This is a genomic window from Patescibacteria group bacterium (genome assembly GCA_028707065.1).
Taxonomy (GTDB): domain Bacteria; phylum Patescibacteriota; class Patescibacteriia; order Patescibacteriales; family WJLG01; genus JAQTUZ01.
In genome coordinates this window covers 42,033-63,959 of sequence record JAQTUZ010000004.1, presented here as the reverse complement: position 1 = coordinate 63,959, position 21,927 = coordinate 42,033, and the positions used below count along the sequence as shown (strand labels likewise).

Here is a 21,927-nt window from a genome sequence, read left to right as displayed (position 1 = left end):
ATAAGATTTATTTTTCGATCAACACCGTATTCGCGCCGGAATAATTCTTGACGGTGCTTGCCTCGAACGACTGGATCACGGCCGATTCGGCCCGGTATTCGCCCGGATTAACGACGCGGGCGAAATAACTGAAATAATCCGTATGGCAATATGAACCTTTATTCCAGTCCTTCCAGATCGAGAACTTAACCGTCTGCCCGTTAACTTCGTAAGGATAATAATTGCTGCAGGAGTAATTCATGCCGCGCGAATAAAGATTGGTCATCACGCTCAACCCGGAAGGGAGCAGATCGGTAATTTGATAACCATAATTTAAGGCGCCGGGTTTGAAGGACGGGTACATCCTGATCTCCACCAAGTCGCTTTCTTTGAAGGTATTGGTCTTAACGCCGTTGACATAGTATTCTCTCCGCAAGGAAACATAAGAATCATCACGAGGCGCGATATTGGCTTCGCGCGCCTGGTAAGAACTGGTCAAGCCGACCTGGCCTTTGATATTGGAGAATGAAATCACTCCCAGATCAGCCGGTTCGATTTTCAGGCGGAAACTTTCGCCGCGCGAGAGAGTTTTGTCGATTTTTCTTCCGGGCAGATTGATGGTAAAGGATACTTCGCCCGGAGTAAGTTTGGGCAAAGTTTCGGAAACATAGGCCAGCTTTTCCAGATCAATCGAGATATTCCGGGTATAATTACTTTCCGCGTAATTCCATAATTGTTCATGATCGGGAATTAAGAGCCCGCCCGCCAAGATCGCCGCCAGCGAGGTCGCCGCCAAAATCTCATCGTTGGAATCCGAAACTTTGACCCGCAGATAAGGATCTAATTTTTCTCCTTTGTCTTTTATTACCGCCGAATAGATAGCGCGCGCCGTTTCCGCGTCGCCCAAATGATTCAGGGCAATGCCGATATACAATTTTTCCTTAGCGGTGAGATCGGGCAGCGCGGCGAAATTTTCCGCCGGCGACAAGATCGGTTCGCCCAAACCGCTCAAGGCGAAAAGAGAAACCCCGACTTGTTCGCGGGTCGAATCATCGGCCGTCAAAATCTTGTAAAAATAATTGGTCAGCCGGGTCTTATCGAAATAATCTCCGGCGACAAAAGCGACCTTGGCTGACAATTCAAAATCCGAAGAAGCATAGGGCAGCAAAGCGACGCCGCCGTCATCGGTTTGATACATCGCCCCGTTAAAAGTTTCCGGGTTAAAGGGTTCTTCGCCGAAATATTTCTTCAAGAGATCGGCCGATACGACCCGGGCCAATTTTTGATCGACCCGATCGCCGCCCGAACAAAAGAAACAATAGGAAAGCTGGCCGTAGAATCGGCCTTGGTTTTTGTCGCTGAAAATCAAATTAGTCTGGCCATCGGGCGCCCCGGCCGCTTTAAGGCCCGGCGATAATTCATAGAACTGGGTTTTGGTTTCTTTAAAACGAGTATCGAGCACCTTCACTTTTTCCAAAACCGCGTCCTGGTTGCCGCCGGCTTTGATCGCCGTGGTGATCGAGTGCTCGCCGATCGCCAATGGCGGGAGCTTAAAATAGGAAGCAACAAAGGCCTGGCCGACGGTCGTGCTCGAAAAATTCAAAGTCGGCGCGTCCATTTTGAATTGCACCGGATCATTATCGCGCAGCGCGTCGCCGAAAGCCCGCACTTTTACGATCGGCTTATCGACCGTTAAATATTCTTTGGCGAAAGTGGTGTTGACGAAGGCCGGCAGAGACGATTTGAGATTGATGACCTTGTCGCCGGCGTAAAGATCGCCGCTTAAAGCTTGCGCGGTCACGCGCCAGGAAGTGATATTATCCGGCAGCTTGAAGGCGGCGATTGCCGCGCCATCAGCGCCGGTGTTGACGTTCATAAACACGGCCGTATCCACGAACAGCGAACGCACGCCGCCGCCTTTATCATTATGGACATAAAAACCTTCGGCAAAAAAAGTATGATAAGGCTCGATCGTCAGATTATAAACTTTGAACAGACCGCGGCGGTCCTCGATCTTGGCAATCTTAACTTTTTCGCCTTGCTCGTCCAAAAGCCAGTCGCCGACCTTGGCTTCGCCGATCATCCGCCATTGGCCGTTCAAGAAAACGCGGTGGATCGGAGTGATTTTTAATTTATCATTAATGATCAAATACTCGCCGACTTCGTGGACATAGGTCTTGGTTACTTTTCCCGCCACCAAACTCCGCGCCGTTTCATTGGTAAAGGTAAGCACCTCGTCGCCGATTTTAACATCTTCGATATTTTTAAGCGACCGGTCGGCCATGGTTATTTTGGTGCCCGCGAGAAAACAGCCGCCCCTTTCCGCGACTTCGGCGCCAAGCGCCGGCGCCGGATTGGAAATATAAGTCACTAACTCGCCGTCCTCGACCCGATTGCCGTATAATCCTCCCAGGGCATCGACGTTTTCCGGATAGATCGCGTAATAAGACTCGTCAACCAGATTAAGATTGACGCTCGCCGCCACGGGCTTGCCGGATTTGTCGGTAACTTTGACAGCCAACTTCACCTCGCCTCCCGGCTGATATTTGTCTTTATCCGGCGTCACCTCGACTTTTAATTCCCGGTCGGTTTGCTTGAAAGGCACATACAGCCCGGGGGAATATGACTCCCAATAACCGTAACTTCCCGGCCGATGGTAAGTTTCACCGTCAAAATAAACTCCCATCACGTACACGCCGGGCAAGAAGCGGTCGGTAAAATTGAAATTATATTCCGCGCTGCCGCCGATCTGATAATCCACCAATCCTTTGAACAGGCGATAGAAAAGATAATGGCCGGGGGCAACAGGCAAGAGCTGATCCTTATTCTTATATTGGATCTGCACCTGTTCGCCCAAGGAAAAATCCGTTTTCTTCTGATCTTTGAATCCCAAATTATAATAATCGCTTTGATCGTCAAAATTATACTGGCTGTAATAGATATAATATCGCTCATTGATATCCTGGCCGTTAACATCCTTGATCGTGACATTGACTTCATAACTGTTTTTCGGCTTGATCGGAAATGAATACTGGTATTGGCCGGCCGAATCGGTTTTGCCCTTGGCCGAGGCGATATTATTTCTGATCTCATTGTAGCGATAGGTATTACGCACGATCTTATTGAAGAAATCATAATACTGTCCGGTGGAAACGGCCTGATAAGAAATTTCCGTGACCGAAACGGTTACGGGCATGCCCGGAGCGGCTTCGTGCAAGAATTGATCTTCGGTCGCCCCGACCACGTTGGCTTTGGCGATATCCACCTTTTTCACGTTTAATTGCAATTTCGCCTGATCGGCTCCGTCCGTTTTCACCAGTTCCCCCTTGGGGACGACGCTATAATTGAAAACAGTGTAGCAAGCGCTGGCGGAAATATCGGCTTCCTCGGACGCGACCGGATAAAAATAATTGCAGTTGCTGCCGTAGTCGCCGGAAACCGGATCGACCTTAAAAGTTTTGATCGCTTCGCCCAAAGCGTTGGTTTTTAATTGCCCGTTATCGTTCGGGTCAGTTAAAGCCAGATTAGGAACCGGCGTGCCTTCGAAAAAGCTGGCCTTGACCGCGATCGACTGGGTCTGCCCCGCAAAAACCGCGTGCTGGTCGGCGTTCGCCTCCACTTTATAAGCCGGTTTGACATAGTTCTCGATGTTCAAACCGCGGCTGCCGATCATCTGGTCGCCGATAAAATATTCCAAATAATAATACCCGGCGGATAAACGCCCCAGATCGATCTTGCCGGTAAAAGTAAAGTTAGGATCAAGCTGCGCCGCGGTTTGCAAGAGCGGCACCGGGTCATTGTAATAATCGTAATAACTTTGCCAGCCGAATAATTTGATCGTGACCGTCGAAGAGCTTTTCACTCCTTCCCGTGGTTTGACAAAGCCCCAATAGCTGACCGTGTCGCCCGGCTGGTAAGTCATCCGATCGGTATAAAAATAATACCAGAATTTAGAAGCGGCGCTCAAAGGCATGACGCCCGTTGGCGCGGTGTTTTGATAATTGAAATTGATCGGCACGATCGTTTTTTCTCCCGCGTCGATCAGCAAGTAAGTGCGGTCGCTGGTGGTGCCGGCAGACAGCCAGCTGGTCGGCATCACGGCCGTTCCGTCGCTTCCGGTAACCGTCTGCTTGTCCGTGCCGATAATTTTTACCTTCGCCCCGGCCGCCGGTCCTTTGGTTTTGATATTGTTGAGCCAAACCAAAGTATTGGTATCAGTCACGGTCGTATAATTGGTCAAATCGGAAACCTCCATAAATGTCTGAAGATAAACGCCGTTGATATTGACCTGAACGACATAAAAACCCTTGGCGATCTTGTCGGGAAACACCAAGTATTTGTTGTAGCCAAAAGGCGACAAAGGAATGGAAAACGAGGAAACTTTAGTCAAGGCGGAAACGTCGGTATTGTAGACAGCGCGATTGTACTGCGCCCAATAGGGAATTTTTTGCGACTTTTCCAGGGCGGCAATAAATCCGTCCGCGCCGGAAAATGCGTAAACTTCGACGGCAAAAGTTTCCTGTTTGATGTTGTATAGATTGACAGCCAGCGCCGGCGCGCGTTCGGTATAGATCTCGTTAAAATTATTTTGGAAATTGAATTCGGAATACTCGCCGCGTTTTTTTCCGGCCGGATCGGTTTCAAATTGAATGACATAATTTTCCGCGAGCTTGGCTTCGCTCCCCGTAACTTTCAGCAAATCTTTATTGATGGTCACGGTATAGATCATCCCCGCCTCCAAAGCTTTGGGCACAAAAACCAAAGTGCGCTTGTGAATCTCAAAACGCCCGGCAATGGCCGGCTCGATCTTGAACGCTTGTTCGTAATTGCTGAAGTTTTCGTTGGAAAAAGTCACTTCAATTCCGGCATCCAACGGCACGCCATTGGCCTGATTGCCCGGGATCGAATTCAAAACCTTAAAAATATCTTTGACCTGGAAGGCCCAGGAATAATCGCGCTCGACGGTGGCGCCGCTTTGATCGACATAAGCGCTGGCGATCTTCAAGCTATAAACTTTCTTGGCCGCCAAAGCTTGCGCCGGAATTACTTGATAAGTATGATCATCGATCTTGGTTAAGGAAAATTCGGTCGTCGGTTGTAAAGTTATGTTCGCCCGCAGAGTTTGCTCGTCAATCGCCTCTTTGCTTTTAATGATAAAAGCCGTATCGGCGCCAACGCCCAAGCTGTCGGAAATGGTCGCCTCGGCGGAAAAATTATCCTGCGCGTAGGCCGGGTTGATAACCAATTGGGAGATCTTCCCCCAGGGATTATTAACGCCCGCTTGCCGCGGCAGCCAGGGCATGGTCAGGCTCAAGCCGACGGCAATGATCAAAAAAACGGCCACGGCCGGGACAAAAGCCTTGGTGTCAAACATAAAAATCAATCCTTTGGCGAGCTTGTTTAAAAATTCGGACATAGAAAAATGACGATGGCGCGCCGCCAAAATCCGATTTTGCAAATTTTCCTGGAAATCCGGCGTAGCGGGTTCGTCTTTAAAAGCGAGGTTTTTAATTTTTTCCTCTGCCTTTAATAACGCTGCCTCATCCTCTTTATTACGCCCAGCCAGGTCTTGGCCTTGGTTTGGATTTAATTCTTGTTCCATATATTAAAAAATTATCAGATAAAATTTTATTCCGGCTTTGTCCGCCTTTTGGCGGAAGCAATCCAGGGCGCGATGCAAGATCACCGAAACATGCGTTTTGGGAAGCTGCAGAGTTTCAGCGATCTCGAAAATTTCCATTTCCGCGAAATAGCGCAGATAGACGGCTTGCCGGTAGCGTTCGGGCATCTTGTTAAGCACTTTTTCGATCGCTTGCCGATCGCTTTTTTGGATCAATTCTTCGGTTAAATTTTCGCCCGCCGGCTCGCGCGCCGAATCGTCAGTGATCGCTTCTTCGAGATGAGAGCCTTGGCGGCGATAATGATCAGTCAAGGCGTTGGTGGCGATGCGGTAAAGCCAGGCGCCAAAACTAAAACCGCGGCTCTGATATTTTTGCCGATGGCCGAAAGCCTTTAAAAAAACTTGCGAGACAATATCTTCCGCCGTTTCCCGGCCCGAGACGCGCTTCTGCACGTAGCCGTAAATCTTGGGAAAATAATGCTGGTAAAGAATACTAAAAGCCTGGTCATCGACCTTGGCTTTTTCCACGAGCTCGGCTTCATTTTCTAAAAACGCTTCGGTTGATGCCATAAAGTTATAACGCAACTGAGAGTAACTTATTACCTTCATTATATCAGAGATTGTTCTTTTTAAAAAAATATTAGCCTCGTCGCAGTCTTCCCTCGGCAAACTCGGGACAAGCCGCCGCGGACTGCGACGCTAATATAATGTTAAATAACCAGTAAAATTGACAATATTGATATAACGTTTCTTATTTAATATTAGCCAGCCATTAACAATTACTTAGCTAATTTTAAATAATAAATGCCATTTTTTCATCTTTTTTCTTGCCAAAACTCTTGACATAATTTTATATTTATGCTATGATATAGTCATCGAGAATAAAACAGAATGTTATTTAAACAAACCCATACACCAGCCCTACAAAAATAGGGCATCACAATCCACAAAGGAGTACGCCATGTTCCGTATCACAATCGCAGTTGCCGCCCTCATCGCCAGTCTCGCCCTTTCCTTCAGCGCCAGCGCCCAGGAAAATTCAACGTCCCAGGTGGGGTACTCGTCGATGACGGACACCTGCACGCTGCCGGCACCCAAAATATCGGATGCCGAAATCGCGACAATCGAAAAAGCCGGCGACGATTACATCGCGGCGAGGAACTTGCGAATCGCATCCACCCCCCTCCCCAGGATGAGCAGGAGTTCAGTCGAAACGCTCTTTCCGAACAATCTGGTTACCATTAACGAATGGGTTTATAGCAAAAAAATCAGCGTCGACGAAAGGATCCAGAGCCTGATGCTGGAAGAACTCGCCAGCAAGAACGCGCAGCAAGCACAAACGACAACGACGTCTGTTGTCATAGGTTGGTGATTGACCTCAAAAAACGATCACGAGGGGGACTGATTCAACAGTCCCCTTTCAATTTGTCCAAAAATTATCTTTTTATAAATTTCAACAAACAGCCCCCCCCTATCAAGGAGGGTTATTTTTTTGCCTTTTTGGGATATAAAGACGCCCAAAACCGCCCCTTGACAAACAATCGGCTTGGTGGTAATTTCAAAGCAGAAAGTAGCCCTGACGGGCGCCCGCAAGGGCTAATATTTTTTCTTCACCAACACCAAAAACACACCAAACAAAGGTGGCACCTATGAAAACGATCCCAATCTCCCCCATTCTTCTCGTCCTTTTCATCTCTGCTCTCTTTTTCATCACCAACGCTCAATCCAATCAAACCAAACAAGCTCCTTATCAACCGACAAATACTCTCTCTGCCCCCAACACCCAAAATTCCCCCAACCTCAAAGATTCCACCAACCCCGCTTCGCAAACTATTCCGGAAAATCCGGAAAATAAAACCGATGACCGCAAGGACATCGAAAAAAGTAACTGGCCCAAACCGGACCAGAAACCGAATTTACGGGGGTATGATAAGCAAAGGGAGTTCAGGAAGTATTTTACCGAATTCAGAAAAAAACGTTTTGTCTGAAACATCAAAACCATCGCAACGCTCGCGTTGCCGAGGACCTTTCTTAAACGGTCCTCATTTTTTTTGCTTAGACAAACTGCTTGTTCGGCAACAAAAAAACGGGTATGGCTTGTGCCTTACCCGCTTACCCTTGGTCCTTTTGGTTTACTTCTTCTTCGTATAGTCGTCGAACGTCCCATAAGGAGTTTTCAAGATGACGTCATTCTCCCCTTCCTTGGCTTCGCATTGGCCGAGCCGATAAAGCTCGATTTCGCAGTTCGCGGCTACTTGGCTGATGGCCCGTTGAAATCGCGGATCATCTTTGCCGACAACGTCAAGCCCGACTCCGCAATTGAAAGTCTCGAACATATTGCGCCAGTTCTGGCCGGATTCCTCATGAATGAGTTGGAAGATCGGCCCCGGGGTCGGCATTTCTTTAACGTAGCGGATACCGCCTTCGCCCACATGAAGAATTTTCGTGGCTCCGCCGCCGGTGTTAACGCTGATACCATGAAGCATTTTTCCAATGCCCTCATGATCCAGATAATCCAGAAATTTACGGATGAAGATCACCCATTGTCTGGTTGGCGCCAGCAGCGCCTCGTTCACTTCGCAACCCAGCCCAGCCGGAACGTCGCCGATCCGATAGCGACCCTTGAACCAAAAAGGATTGCGCAAGATATCGCGGTGTTTTTTGTTATATGATCGGTGCAGCAGGCAGGAAGATGCCAGGGTCAAACCGTTCGACATCAACCAGGAACTTTCCACCTTTTCCCCCCGCGCTTTGCCGCCGCTGGCCAAACCGTAAATAACATCACCCGGTTTGACGTTTCCGGCAATGACTTTTTCTCTGGGCATGTGCGCATTGACCGTGACATCAAACACGGCGGAACAGACCTGATTGGGCAGATCGGCCGTTTCGCCGCCCAAAAAATAAATCAAGTTGATACCATGCTTGGCGTAGAAATCGATCAATTCGGCGATTCGCGCCGCCATCTGGGTCATCACGATTTCTTTCAGTTTTTTCGGAAGACCGAAATTTATCGTGTCCGTAATCACCGAATAGCCATAGACGAAACCAGCCGCGGCCACATCCGCGTAATTCATCGTCATCCCGTCATCGACCGAGCCCTTGATGATTTCGGGCTTGCCGGTTTCCAAATAATGGATTATCCGGGGCACGATCTTGCTGCCATCGCCATCGCCATGTTGGGTCATCACCCAGCCCGGCACCATCGGATCAGCCACGATATTGCAGAACGCGCCGGGAAATTCATTCCGGACGAGCCTCTTGAAGACTTTACGCACGATTCTTTTTCCCGAATCAACTCCCAATTCCTGGTATAGATTGACTGACGTTTCCTTTTTCATGCAACTTCCTTTCTGCTAAAGTTTATTTCGCAAAGGACTAACCGACCCTGCAGCTTAACAAAATAATAGTTGCCAGTCAACCAGTCACTGAAAACAAAAAACGCGGGTCCAACCCGCGCTTTTGCTATTTTCCAAACTTTATTTGCCAGTTTTTAATTTCACCTCATAAGCCATTTCTTCGATCTTCCTTAAATTAGACCGGCACTGGTCATACTTGGTCCGCAGATAGCCGCCCAGATCAAAATCGATCAGTTCGCCGATCACCAGATTGATCGCTTCTTTCACTTCCGCGACTTTCTCGAAATTTCCCGCCGCCGCCTGGTTAGTGGCGTAGCGGACCATCTCGCCGGTGAAATCGCAGATGCCGCCGATATAGCTGTCATAATCCAGATTGACTTCGGAAATTTTGTCGATCTTTTGGCCGGACAGATAATAATAAAACATCTTGGCTTCGACATATTCTTCAACCGCCGCTTTATAAGAACCCTCGTCCTCGTTGCGGTTAAAGCCGAAATTCTTTTCCATCCGCGCCAGCGATTCCTCGATCGCTTTGAAAGTTTCCTCGGCCTGTTTTATTTCTCCGCGATGCAGGGCGAAAATCGTCTTTTTCGAATCATGCAGGATTTCATTGGAAATAGAAATGATCTGCCGTCTTTCCGACTGCGACTTTTGATAATCCCCCTTGAGCTTCTCGATGAACTTCTTATTTAACATGTTCAGTTTTTTAAATTTTTAATTTTGTAATTTTTAAATAAGCCTTAATTTTTAAGCCTTAAAAATTAGTTGTTTAAAAATTATTTAAAAATTAAAAATTGCAAAAATTAAATAATTATTTTACCACCCGGAACACTTCCTCCACGCTCGTCTCCCCGTCCAAAGCTTTCAAAATGCCGTCTTGCATCATCGTCACCGTGCCGTATTTGATCGCCTCTTGCTCGATATCAAAAGCGGTCACGTTGGTTTCCTGGATCTTGCGCTGCATTTCCGGGATCATCTCAATCGTTTCATAAATACCCAAGCGCCCTTTGTAGCCCAAGTTATTGCATTTGGCGCAGCCCTTCCCTTGATAAAACTTCAAAATTTTGGGGATTTTTATTTTTGCCAGCGGACTGATGGAATCAAGGATCGTTTTTACTTCTTTCATTTGCTCGTCGGATAATTTCACTTCCGCTTTGCAGAATTGGCAATTTTTACGGACCAGGCGCTGGCCGATCGTGCATTCGACCGCCGAAGCCAGCATTTGCGCGCCCACGCCCAAGCCGGCAAAACGGGAAATGGCGGTGGCGGCCGTGTTGGCGTGGATGGTTGATAAGACCAAGTGGCCGGTGAGCGATGCTTCAATCGCGATCTTGGCCGTTTCCTCGTCGCGGATTTCGCCGATCATCATAATGTTGGGATTCTGGCGCAAGAGCGAACGCATGGCCGCGGCGAAAGTATAGCCTTGTTCCGGGTCGATCTGGGTCTGCATCACGCCGGGAAGATGATACTCGATCGGATCTTCGACAGTAATAATTTTCACGTCTGATTTATTCAAGGCGTTTAAAATAGCGTAAAGCGTGGTAGTTTTTCCCGAACCGGTCGGACCGGTATTGATGATCACACCCTTGGTTTTGGACATCGAGCGCTTGACCGGATCCAAAGCGTAAGGCCGCATGCCTAATTTTTCCAGATCCAAGCTTTCCGCCTGGGAAGACAAAACGCGGACCACGACCGTTTCGCCATAGCCGCCGGAAATGATGGAAATGCGGCAATCGATCTTCTTGTCTTTCAAGAATATGCCGAAGCGCCCGTCCCAGGTAGCCTTTTTGACATTGGTCGGAAAGCCGGCGGAAATTTTCACTTGCGACAAAAGCGGCAAATAATGCTCTTTGGACAAAGTCAAGATATCATGCAAAATGCCGTCAATCCTGAATCTGATCTTGACGTCGCCTTCGGTCGGTTCAATATGGACATCACCGGCATCATCTTTGAGAGCCAAAGCCATAACCAGATTAAGAAGTTCACTGGAAGGAATGCGGCCGGCTTTGGCATTCATCGTGGCCGGGTCGGCCGCGATCTCTTCGCTGCGGGCAATATCCGCTTCGGTGACTTTGATGCCATGGCCGAAAGTTTTGGAGATGACGATATCATACAAGGCGTCGACATAATCGGTTTTGCCGATGACGCGATAAACTTCATCCAAGGAAGTCAGTCCGTCCATAACTTTAAACACGCCATCCTGCAGCATGGTCAGCATGCCATCCTCGATCGCCTGCTCCAGCAATTTGAACGCCGGAGCGTTTTGCGTCGCCAATTCTTTGATGCTCTCGGTCATGGTAAAAAGTTCGTAAATGCCGAGACGGCCTTTATAGCCGATGCCATTGCAAGCTTTGCAGCCGGCGCCGGCCTGATAAATTTTCGGCAAGACCGTGGGCACGTCTTCTCCGGATTTAGGCGAAACCACCGCGAGTATTTTTTCCAGTTTTTGTTTTTCTTCTTCATTAAGAATATGCTCAACCCGGCATTGGGGGCAAAGGTGCCTGACCAAACGCTGGCCGACAATGCAGTTGATCGACGGCGTCATAAAATACGGCTTGACGCCCAGATCGATCAAACGGGGCAGTACGCCGGCGGCGTCGTTGGTATGCAAAGTGCTTAAAACCAGATGGCCGGTCAGCGCGGCCTGGATCGCCGTTTCCCCCGTTTCCAGATCGCGGATCTCGCCGACCATGATCACGTCCGGGTCCTGGCGCAAGATCGACCTTAGGCCGCTCGCGAAAGTATAACCTTTGGAAGGATCAATCTGGCTTTGGTTGATCCCTTCCAGCTGATATTCGATCGGGTCTTCCAAGGTGATTATTTTCATTCCCGGCTTGTTGATCTTCCGCAAAATCGCGTACAGCGTGGTGGTTTTTCCCGAACCGGTCGGACCGGTGGCAAGGACCAAGCCGTTCGGCTTATTGATCTCCCGTTCCAAAATTTCCCAGGCCTTGGGGCGCAAACCCAATTTTTCAAAACCCAAACTTATCGAACCCGGCCGCAATAAGCGAACGACCACACTCTCGCCGTAATTGGTGGGCAGAAAGGAAACCCTGACTTCGATTTTTTCCTTGGTTAAAAAAATAGTGAAGCGCCCGTCCTGCGGCTTATCGGTGATGTTGATCTTGACCTTGGCTAAAAGTTTCAAGCGGGAAATGATCTGCTTCCATTTTTCTTTTTCGATCATTGCCGCCTCGTACAAAACGCCGTCGACGCGGACTCGGACGGCGATGCCTTTTTCTTCCGCCTCGATGTGCAGATCGCTTGAATCCATCTTTAAAGCGGTAGCCAAAATCAGGGTGATGACATCGGTGGTGTTGACCTCGTTGATCTTTTGCGCCAAGCTCCGATAGTCTTCGATATAAGTTTTGAATTTTTCCAATTCTTCTTCGGTAATATCAACTCCTCTGGTCTGGCGGATGATCTTGGGGAGTGTCTGGTATATTTTCAAGGCATAGTCAAAACTGTGCGAGGAGATCATATAAAACGCCACTTTGACGTGGTAATCATGGGCGATCGCTTCGGCGATCGGTCCGATTTCCGGCAAGGACGGATCCATCACCGCGATCCGGGCGTTATTGCCGTCATAAAAAAAACAAACGATTTTCAATCTGGCCGCGTCAGCCTCGGGAATCAGCGCGATCGCCTCCGGACTGATGGGAAAACCGAAAAGATCAATGTAAGGCAACCCCGCGGCGGCGGCCCGCTCGCCGGTCTGGCGTTCCATTTCCTTGATCTTTATCTCCTCTTCTTTTTTGGCGAATTTAGCTTCGGCTGACTCATCAGCCATTGGTTCACCCCGGGAAGACTTGATCAATTCTTCGATTGATTTAGAAGTAGCCATAAAAATCATTGATCAAAGAACATAAATCAAAGAGTATAAAATAATTATTAACGCATTGCTCTTTGTTCCCTGTTCTTTGTTATATATTATATCTTACCCCTTGTTTTTTGCCAATTAAATCAATTTCTTAATTGTAATAATAAATGGTATTCAATCGCGGGGCAGGCACTCGCCCCATCTTTTCTAAAAGGTATCCTCGCCACCAGCGGACGAGGTATTTATCATCGCTCGCTCGGAAATAATCTCCGCCGTAGCGGAATTATTTCACTCGCTTCGCTTGATAATAAAAAAGTCCGTTTCGACCACCATGTTTTGCAACACAGTGATTGAAACGGACAAAGAGATAAAGGGCAAAAAGGATTAAGCATCCAATCGCCCAAGCGTTTACTTGCGCACGGCTAGGTAACGGTAGTTAACAAACCAACCCCCATCAACGTAATACAATTTCAACTCGCGCCCCCCGGCATAAACTTTGCAAAGAACCGCCACCACGCTGCCGCCGTCAGGGTCTAAGCCAACCGAGCCAAGGGCAACGATAGGATACTTCCGCTGCTCATCGGGATATTTAGCTCCAAAAGATAGAAGCTCCGCAATCGTTGCCGGCCGTAATCCTTGGTAATCAAGCTCTTTGAGCACGGTGTCCATTGGAATGGTTTCTCGTATCGTATCCATTAGAATACTGTGGCTAGCGAGAACGAGAATAAAATCGACCTTAACCTGCCCTTTTCCTTCTATGGAAAAATTATCGGCACCGATATTATCAGTACCGTCGTATTCCCCGTCGGCGATCATCTCGGTAAGAGAAAGGTCGTAATTGACGACGGCGGAATATTGCGGAACCTCAGGTCCGGCGACTTTATTCCCGCATCCCGCAAAAAACATCGCTGTCAAAACCATTAAAACTGCTATCTTTTTCATGGATAGCTCCCTTCTAAAAAGTTTGTGTTTTGTTTTAACTATTTTGAACGTACAACCTATTTAAGATGCTGTTACAATAGCATACAATTTATAATCTGTCAATGTGTCTTTATTTTATATATAGCAAAAACAAGCTTCAAAGAAGCTTGCTTTTGTATTTTATTACTTTTTACTTTTAACTTTTTACTTCTTGAGTCCCGCCGCCATTCTTTCCAATTTGGCCAGGCCGCCTTTTTTGTCAACCAGATTGATGAAGATGTCGGTCCAGGCCATGGTCTTGAAGACGGTAATGACCGCGCTGCCCAAAACAACGAGAATCAGCGCGAGAAATAATCCGGCGGTCAGCGCGATCGAGGAAATAGGATCCACCCCGATCACCGCCAAGAAAGTCAAAGACAAAATTCTCGTCACGAAAATATAAGGAATGGCCAGCACCAGAACCACCAAGGCCAAAACAAAAACAAAAAGGAAGTCGATCATAAAAAGGATCAGGGCCATTTCAATGGAAACCAGCCAGTACTTGCTGAAAAGGCGGCAAGCGTCGATAAAAGAATCGACGAATTTGCGTTCTTTGATGATGGAAAAATTAACCGCGTATTTAACAATGAAAGAAATTATCAGGGACAACGGAATCAAGACGATGAAGAGCAAGACATAAAGCAGAAAAACCCGCACATCCGACCCGGCGGTCAAAAATACCAAAGGCGAACCGACCAAAGCGGCGAAGAAACAGGTCAGGGCGGCGCCGATCAGATCAAAACCGAATACCGGCCAAAACTTCTTAATCCCTTTATCCAGCCCGTCCCGGATCGGCAGGCCTTCTTTTTTATTATTGCTTTTAATGATCGCCGCCCCATTATTGACCAAGCCGGCTTGAGAAACGACCGCCAGCCAGATAACAAATAAGGTGACGACAAAAACAATCAAAATAAAAGCGGTGAAAATGGTGGCGAAAACCGGAGCGCCTTTGAAAAGCATGATCAAGTTGGAAAAGGCGTTTCCGTTAGCCGTCTGTCCGAAAAAAATGGCCAAGGAGGAAAAAATGGTCGAGGTCCAATCTTCGGCAGACTGGCTGATCGACATGGTGTACTGGCTGACGCCGCCGATCAGGCCGGCGAAAATGCCGAGGAACCATAAATTCTTATGCGTCCAGGTGATGGCCAAAGATTTTTTTAAGATGTCGCGATAGAGGAACATAAAATATGTCTCTTGTTTGTCCTCCTTGTAGAGCCCAAACAAGATTTATTTAATTGAAAAGATTTATCTTTTCATATTATAGCACAAAACCGGGGCAAATGGGTAGCTGCCAGGAAAACAAGAACCACATTAATAAAGCATCGCCTCGGAACAAGCTTTTTGTATAAAGTATAATGTATTATGTATGATGTGAAAAACAAAATTATTCATACATTATACTTTATACATAATACATTAAAACAAAACCACCCCCGTTTAAAGAGTGGTTTTGCAATTATTTGAAGCTGCTTAAATTTATCTTTTGGCGCCGCTATATGCAATTGCTCGGACTATATCCCAGTCCGCCGCCGACACCGGAATTTTGTGGAAAATATATTTGAAGGAATTGATCGCGGCTTTTTCGCTATTCATATTTCTTTGCGCCGGCCGCAGGCCGTAGGCCATGACCGTAACGGCGGCATTGTCTTTGGCATTGGCCATATTCGGCTCGCGGAGATAGATTTTTTTGAAACTGATTTTCGCTTTGGCTTCGGCCGTGGCGCTTCTTTGCGTTGTCCAGCGGCCGTTGCCGATCTTGATCACGTCCTGCCAGTCCAGAGTTGAAGCCGGCAAACGGGTAAAGGCGGAGCGGAAGGAATTGATCGAACCGGCCCGCTCGCCCGCCCCCAAGACTAGCGTGGTCGGAGTGCCGGATTGGATGAAATTAGCGACAATTGCTTTTTGTTCGTTAGTTACCGGGACGGATATTTGCGCCATCAGTTTGTCGTAGGAGATTTTGGAACCGGTGGAAAAATTAACATAGGTGGTTCGGGAACTGATAATCGCGGCTTCGGCGGCCGTGACTTGATTGACCGTGGCCGAGGAGGCGCCGGACAATGTGGCCGGAGCGGAAACAGAGGTTTGATTTTCTTGATTGGCGGCCGCGGGCGGAGTGGTTTCCGGCTCCGGGGTTTGGCCGGTGGAAGTGGCTACCGGAGAAACGACAGGCGGAACGACCGGAGTAACGCTGCCGCCGGAACTTCCTCCGCCGGAAGAGCCCCCGCCTGACGGCGGCGCGACTACGGGAGCGGCTTGGGTGGTGGCGGAAACCGCGGAACTTTGCGCGCTGAAATTGCGCGCCGCGTCAAAGGCGGAAACGGTATAGGAATATTGAGTGGAGGCGGAGAGTCCGGTGCTGGAATAACTGGTACCGGTGGAAGTGGCGATCTGGATGCTATTGCGATAGACGCGGTAGCCGGAAACGCCGACAGCGTCAGCGGATGCAGTCCAAAATAAATTGATTCGCGAAGAAGAAATCGCGGTCGCGGTTAAACCGGTTGGAATGGACGGAGCGGTGATATCAGGCCCAGCACCTTCAATCCAACCCGGATCGTTGGAAGAAGCGGCCATTAAAGTGGAGGTTGCTTCCAGACCAAGGACTCCCGCGACCCAAGCGTCATCGTTGGGATTGGTGGCGCCAACGTATGACGGAATAGTAACCAACGGTACGGCCACTCCGCGGCCGTCTACGCCAACGCCGTCCAGATATGGGTGCGTACCGCCGATTCCGCCATTAGCAATAGTTAAACCATCACCCAAACTATGTGTTCCCACTGTCCGATACAAGTCCGTGCCAGCCACACCCCGATAGAGAAGATTGCCGGCATCGTAAGCGTTCATCCAATTGGTAGCAGAAGGATCGATCTCGGATTTATAGCGAGCAATGGTATAGCGACAAGCGACTCCGGGACAAACATTATAGGGACCCGCCCAAAACATATAGGTACCTGCCGGATCATTACCGTTGGAAACTGGCCGGTAGGAATAATTATTTTTAAAATACATTTTGCTTGGGTTTGTTGTGGTGGCCCAGACCGTATACTCTTCCGAAGTCCAATTCGCCCCAGAAACTTCATCACCGTCCGCAATATTATTGAAGGCATAGCCATAATAAGGATTTAGGAGAGGCAGATGGGAACTTCCCGGGCTGTTGAGGAAGGTCATCGCATCACCCGCAGTATTTACAATGGTATTATTGTATACCACGGGCTTGCGCAACGGATCATCACCGAGAACGATGCCGCCGCCGCTATTGGCAATAATATTGTTATGTATTTGGGTGTAATCCTGATCCGCCACAATAGCACTACCGTCCAAATTCAGAAAAACATTGTGATGGATATTATTACCATAGGTCTTGAAATCGGCATCCTGCCAAACAGAGCGCGATGAAAAATATTGATCCATTTTTTCCTTATAGCCATGATTACTGCCTCCTAAAAATAGATTGTAGCGAATTTCGTTCCGCGTATCGTGCCTTGCTATTCCCAGGTCGACAAAACCATTATTGGAAATATTGGTAGCGTTATAATCGGTATATTGCCCCATATGGGTACTATTCCCCTGAGTAGGGCAGCCATTATTCTTAAAAACATTATATTCAACAATAGCGTCAGTCCAATGAGCTCCATAAAGCCCGGCGTAATTATCGTATGAAGTCGCCACATTGTCATGAATGTAGCAATAACGAACGCTGAATATTCCAGTTAAAGAAAGACCGTGCGCGCCGGTGCCGTCGGCAGTTGAGCCATTACGAACTTCCAGCCGCTCAATTTTCCAATAGGCCAGATAACCGGTGCCAAAATTAACTCCAATAACATATTTATAGTTGGCGTTAACATTATTCCCGCCGTCTAATATCGCCCACTCCCCGGGATAGGAGGTGATGGTATTAAATTCGCCGTCATTCCAAGATGACCCGTTCCGATTACTAGGAAGGTTTGTTAATTCCTGATGCACTCCGCCGCGCAAATAAATCGTATCGCCGGGGATTATGTTATCAACCGCGGCTTGTAGCGTGTGATAACCCACGCCCACTCCGGGAGTGCCGGTATACGGCTGGCCATCGGTTCCGCCCCACGTCTGATCAACGTAAATCGGTTTCTTTAAACTTGGTCCGGCTGGCATAGTCAGGCTGGCTCGGTGCCAAATAGAACCAGAATGCGCCAGCTCATCAACAACAACGACGCCATAAATGTAACAAACGGTATTAGCTCTATCCGAATCAACATAAGAGGTCGTGGTACTCCCTACGGTTTCAAGTAAAGTCAAGCTGTCATTACCGCACAATCCCCGGCTAATTTCATAGTGATCGACACCTGTGTTATCGTTCTGAAGGTTCCAAGTAATTAGAGCGGATGTAGCGGATGCCGGCGTCGCATAAACTTGGTAGATTTCGGTTGGCGGATCATCTGCTTGAGCATTCGATACCAGCAATAAAAAAACGGCTGCCAAAAAAAATAATTTCAGCGCTAAACTTTTAAATAAAAAATTGTGGCGTATTTTATTTTTTAACATCCTGAAGAATGTCAAACATTACGTAATTAATTTGCCCATCTGGCGCGCATTATGCGCTTAACTGAAAAATGTACTAATATTATAACATCTATTACCTTGTACCACAAAAAAACTGAGCGCTTGCATAAAACAAAACCGCCCCAGTCTGGAGCGGTTTTGCAATTATTTGAAGTGTTTTTTGGTTTAGATCTTCAAATCATCGACAGCGGAGGTATCAACCTCGGAAGAGGAAGAAGATTCCATCCGGCGCGGGCGGTTGCCGCCTTCCGGATCAAAGATCTTCAAGTTGACTCTGGCGTTGTTCTTCGCGCCAACAATCTTCAAGAGAGTTCTGATCGCTTGAGCGGTCTGGCCCTTGCGGCCGATGACATAACCCATGTCGGTCGGATCAACCTTGAGAGTTAAGAGGACTCCCATTTCGTCGACTGTGCGGTCAACTTGGACAGCGTCTGGCTTGCCCACGATGGACTTGACAATCATTTCTAAGAACGCCTTGTCTTGGTCTGCCATAGTAGTGTTTCTTCTCACCGAATAAAGCTTAAACCTTATTCGCAAGATTTCATTAATTTTATATTAACCCCGTCATTCGACAGGACTAATTACATTCTGAATAAATTATAGCACACTGGCTAAATTTGTCAATAGTAAAAGCTAATATTAGCCTAACTATCTTAACCATTTTCATCAGTAGGATTTGACATAAAAAATATCGTTATTTTATTAACTTCGGATTACTTTACTTCGGCAACTGGATTTTCAACAACCGGAGCGGCAGCGGCTTCGGCCTTAGCAGCGGCTTCAGCTTCCTTGGCGGCAATTTCAGCAGCCTTGGCAGCCTCGGCGGCAGCTTTATCGTCTTCAATTTTCTTTTTAGCTGCGACATCCTTGTCAGCGCGCGCTTTCACTAATTTTTCCGTATTCATCCGGCGGGATTTCATTTTTTCACCCTTAATAATTCCTTTATCAATAAAGAGATTATTCAAAGTCGCGGATAATTGCGCGCCTTTGGAGATCCAAGCCTTAACTTTGGCTTCTTCCAATTTCAAAGCTTTGGTCGAAGTGTTATAAGTGCCCAAATTTTCTAAAACATTGCCGTAATTGTCCCGGCCTTTTTCAGTGATGATAATTCGATAATTCGGCTTATTTTTGGTGCCGATCCTGGCTAATCTAATAACTAACATTTTTAAAAAAATAAATAGACAAACAATATAGTCTGACTAATTAATAAATTATTTAACTAAATAAGCCGATAAAAATTGACTTTTGAACGATTTTTATTAGCTTTTATCATACTAACTTAGAAACACTGAAAAGTCAAGGATATAAAAAGCCTGGAAGATTTTCCAGGCTTTATCAAGTCAAAGAACGGTTGGACTTTACTCTATGACTACCATCCGGCACTCTCGAGCCGATTCGGACTTGAGAATTAGATAATAGGCGCCGGCAGCCAGATTGTGTAAGGGCACTCGGATCGACCGCGTCCCGGCCTGGTTGGATTTATCTACCGCGGAAAAAATCCTGCGGCCGCTCAAATCAACCAAACCGATCGACAGCGCGGCTGGCCGTTCCACAACGTAAGAAATGAACAATTGGCGATCAGACAAGCTGACCGACAACGCGCGAGTCGATCTTGCCGAAAGAACCGGCCGGGAATCTTCCACGGCCACAATGTCTTCGGGAGAAATTTTGATCTCGCCGCTTGCCCCGACCAGCACCAGCGTGTTGGCTTGCCAGACTAGCGCGCTCCCCCTGATGCCCGAAGTGCGTTTTGACCAATTTACCCCGTCGGACGAAGAAAAGATTTCGCCGTTATTTTGCGCGACAAATTGCCGGCCGGTCCAAACGATTTCATAGAAACCGCCCATACCGGTAGCATGCGCCGACCAAACCGCGCCGTCTGGCGATACCAAAACCGTGTCACTGGCGCCGGCGGCAATGAATTTTCCTCCGCCCCAGGCAACGGTCCAGAGATCGATCAACGAATCGGGGATTTGTTTTTGCCAAACATTGCCGTCAGTCGAAGTCAAAACAACCCCGCTGTCGCCGACAACCACCAGCCGCTGACCATTGGAAACTATCCCGCGCAAATCCACGGTCACGTTCGAAGTGCAAGGCGTCCAAACTTGGCCATCCGGCGAGGTCTTGATTATGCCTTTGATCCCCGCTCCGATGATTCGTTTGTTCGCGTAAACCATGGCCGAAAATCCGTTTCCATCCCTGGTTCGGAGCCGCCAATTCACGCCGTCAGCCGACGTTACCGTATAATTATCGCTGGAAGCCACGAATTGGGTGTCGGCCCAGATGATCGAGTGAAAACTCTGCATAAATCCGCAAGAGCGCGGCGTCCAAACAGTACCGTTAACCGAAGTCGCGATCATATTGTCCCGGCCTACCGCCGCCAGCAGGTGCCCGCTCCAGGCCACGTCGGCCAAATCGCGGGCAATGCCCGTTGATCGGGCGACCCAACTGATGCCATCGCCGGAACTAAGGATCGTTCCGACTATTCCGACTGCTACCAGCGTTTTGCCGTTACTCGCTACGCCGAACAGGCTTTCCATATTATCGGTGGGGCGGTAAGTCCAGGCCAATCCATCCGGCGAAGTAAAAATACTATTTTGATACTGGCTTCTTATTCCCACGGCTACCAACTGGCTGCCGGTCCAGACAACTTTGTTTAACCCGTAAGTCACACTCGAATTAAGGGTCCAAACAATCGCATCCGGCGATGTCGTCAGCCCAAAATATCCTACCGCCACCAGTCTGCTGCCGGTCCAAGCAAGATCATTAATGATCGTGATCGCGCCGGCTGAATGCGCGGTCCAGGCTGTCCCGTCCGGCGAAGTCAGAATTAGCGAACTGCCCGTACCAGTCGTCGAATAACCGCCTGCTACCAGTTGCGCGCCGGTCCAAACGACGCTGCGCAAATAGCATTGATTGCAGGCCAAAGGCTGCGCGGTCCAGGCAATACCATCGGGCGAAGTAAGCACTGTTCCTAATGACCCCACGACCACCAGCTTGCTGCCGGTCCAGGCAACAGAGAGGAGATCTCGGGCTGAATTGGAAACTCGCGCCGTCCAATTGATTCCGTTCTCCGACGTCACGATCACGCCGGCCGAACCGACCGCCACATACTGTTTCCCCGTCCAGATGACTTTGTTCAAAAGACCCGAAGTCTTTGCCAAACGAACCGACCACTTTGCGCCATCGGATGAAGTAAGTACTGTTCCATCGCTTCCCACGGCCACGAACTGCGAATCGCCCCAGACAACATCAGATAAATTAGCCGCGGTGGGCGAAGGGCTTAAAGTAACCCAGGCCGCCTGTCCGAAAGAGACATTTACCATTAACAACAACCAGAGCCAAACGATTACTGGATGAATAAAGCGGAACATAATTGCCTCCAAGGAAATTTCAGTTAAGGTAAAAAACAATTCAAATAACAACCGTCCGAAAATATCTGCCGGAAAACAACGGTTCGAAGAACCGTCCCGAATTGGGAAAAGTCCCGGGTTTAAGGTGAGGGCCGCCTCCCTTGTCCTGATGCCGACCGGCGACCAAGACTCAACCATTGAAAGCGGCAAATCATCTGTTTATCTCTTTTTCATTCCTCCGAAAAATTTAGGTGAAACATACGCAACCGCGCTGACAGCCGTCTGTCAGAAAATCCTCGTTAACCG

13 protein-coding genes are annotated in these 21,927 nt (G+C 48.2%); 2 read left to right on the top strand and 11 right to left on the bottom strand.

Going from position 1 to position 21,927, the window contains the following annotated elements:
- Nucleotides 1-7: 7 nt before the first annotated feature.
- Nucleotides 8-5,581 (bottom strand): polymorphic toxin-type HINT domain-containing protein, encoded by a 5,574-nt coding sequence (locus PHE24_02480; protein MDD4901980.1) that lies wholly within the window; start codon nt 5,579-5,581, stop codon nt 8-10.
- Between the two features lie 3 nt (nt 5,582-5,584).
- Nucleotides 5,585-6,169 carry a sigma-70 family RNA polymerase sigma factor gene (locus tag PHE24_02475; protein ID MDD4901979.1) on the bottom strand — a complete coding sequence of 195 codons (585 nt, stop codon included), beginning with the start codon at nt 6,167-6,169 and terminating at the stop codon, nt 5,585-5,587.
- 391 nt (nt 6,170-6,560) lie between these two features.
- Here PHE24_02475 and PHE24_02470 point away from each other — a divergent pair, with 391 nt between their 5' ends.
- Nucleotides 6,561-6,971, top strand: a complete 411-nt coding sequence (locus PHE24_02470) for a hypothetical protein (GenBank protein ID MDD4901978.1) — start codon at nt 6,561-6,563, stop codon at nt 6,969-6,971.
- Nucleotides 6,972-7,248: 277 nt separating this feature from the next.
- Nucleotides 7,249-7,587 (top strand): hypothetical protein, encoded by a 339-nt coding sequence (locus tag PHE24_02465; GenBank protein ID MDD4901977.1) that lies wholly within the window; start codon nt 7,249-7,251, stop codon nt 7,585-7,587.
- A gap of 144 nt (nt 7,588-7,731) precedes the next feature.
- On the opposite strand, the gene PHE24_02460 is transcribed toward PHE24_02465, so the two are convergent.
- The 9 genes from PHE24_02460 to PHE24_02420 form a co-directional block, all read right to left on the bottom strand.
- Complete coding sequence (locus PHE24_02460; GenBank protein MDD4901976.1) at nt 7,732-8,937, bottom strand: hypothetical protein; 1,206 nt, start codon at nt 8,935-8,937, stop codon at nt 7,732-7,734.
- Nucleotides 8,938-9,075: 138 nt separating this feature from the next.
- Nucleotides 9,076-9,651: a hypothetical protein gene (locus tag PHE24_02455; GenBank protein ID MDD4901975.1), complete on the bottom strand. Its 576-nt coding sequence runs from the start codon at nt 9,649-9,651 to the stop codon at nt 9,076-9,078.
- Nucleotides 9,652-9,766: 115 nt separating this feature from the next.
- Nucleotides 9,767-12,799 carry a GspE/PulE family protein gene (locus tag PHE24_02450; protein ID MDD4901974.1) on the bottom strand — a complete coding sequence of 1,011 codons (3,033 nt, stop codon included), beginning with the start codon at nt 12,797-12,799 and terminating at the stop codon, nt 9,767-9,769.
- 384 nt (nt 12,800-13,183) lie between these two features.
- Complete coding sequence (locus PHE24_02445) at nt 13,184-13,717, bottom strand: hypothetical protein (GenBank protein ID MDD4901973.1); 534 nt, start codon at nt 13,715-13,717, stop codon at nt 13,184-13,186.
- A 183-nt stretch (nt 13,718-13,900) separates the two neighbouring features.
- Entirely contained in the window at nt 13,901-14,914 is a 1,014-nt protein-coding gene (locus tag PHE24_02440) for a hypothetical protein (protein MDD4901972.1), read from the bottom strand.
- A gap of 294 nt (nt 14,915-15,208) precedes the next feature.
- On the bottom strand, nt 15,209-18,187 hold the full coding sequence (locus PHE24_02435) for a hypothetical protein (protein MDD4901971.1): 2,979 nt from the start codon (nt 18,185-18,187) through the stop codon (nt 15,209-15,211).
- A 246-nt stretch (nt 18,188-18,433) separates the two neighbouring features.
- Complete coding sequence (locus tag PHE24_02430) at nt 18,434-18,760, bottom strand: KH domain-containing protein (protein MDD4901970.1); 327 nt, start codon at nt 18,758-18,760, stop codon at nt 18,434-18,436.
- 221 nt (nt 18,761-18,981) lie between these two features.
- Nucleotides 18,982-19,431 carry a 30S ribosomal protein S16 gene (gene rpsP / locus PHE24_02425; GenBank protein MDD4901969.1) on the bottom strand — a complete coding sequence of 150 codons (450 nt, stop codon included), beginning with the start codon at nt 19,429-19,431 and terminating at the stop codon, nt 18,982-18,984.
- 195 nt (nt 19,432-19,626) lie between these two features.
- Nucleotides 19,627-21,642 carry a hypothetical protein gene (locus tag PHE24_02420; GenBank protein ID MDD4901968.1) on the bottom strand — a complete coding sequence of 672 codons (2,016 nt, stop codon included), beginning with the start codon at nt 21,640-21,642 and terminating at the stop codon, nt 19,627-19,629.
- Nucleotides 21,643-21,927 lie beyond the last annotated feature (285 nt).